General features: G+C 59.7%; 1 protein-coding gene. It reads left to right on the top strand.

Annotated elements, in window-relative coordinates:
* A partial coding sequence (locus ACFHVL_RS31395; protein WP_416632249.1) for a malectin domain-containing carbohydrate-binding protein occupies positions 1–749 on the top strand: 749 nt, incomplete at both ends.

The raw sequence follows: 749 nt of genomic DNA on the forward strand, positions 1-749 counted from the left end.
CCACCCACCACCGCACCACCGCAACAGACCATCTTCGCCACCAACGCCGGCGGCAGCACCTTCACCAGCTCAGACGGAACAACATTCGCCACCGACACCGGATTCACCGGCGGCTCCACCTACTCCGTAACCGACCCCATCAACGGCACCACCGACGACACCCTCTTCCAAAGCGAACGCTACGGCAACTTCTCCTACACAGCCGCAGTCCCCAACGGCTACTACACAGTCACCCTCTATTTCGCCGAGGTCTACCACACCTCAGCAGGACTCCGAAGCTTCGACGTCCTGATGGAAGGCACCGAAAAGATCAGCGACCTCGACATCTACGCCCAAGTCGGAGCCGACACCGCCTACGCCACCCAATCCGCAGTCGCAGTCGGCGACGGCGCAATCAACATCCAATTCATCTCCAACATCGAAAACGCCAAAGTCAACGCCATCAAAGTATCCCGAACCACCAACCCCGGTGACCCGGTAGCCAACTTCACCATCGCACCAACCAACCCCAAACCCGGCGACACCGTCACCGTCAACGCATCCAGCTCCTTCGACCTCGACGGCACCATCACCAGCTACCGAACCAACTACGGCGACGGAACAACCACCACCGGCCCCATCACCACACACCAATACACCACCGCAGGCACCTACACCATCACCGTAACCGTCACCGACAACGACAGCCGCACCAACTCCCTCGCCAAGACAATCTCCGTCACAGAACCAACATCAGGAACAAAACCCCG

Origin of the sequence: Micromonospora sp. LOL_023, from assembly GCF_048060115.1 — a bacterium.
Lineage (GTDB): Bacteria > Actinomycetota > Actinomycetes > Mycobacteriales > Micromonosporaceae > Micromonospora_E.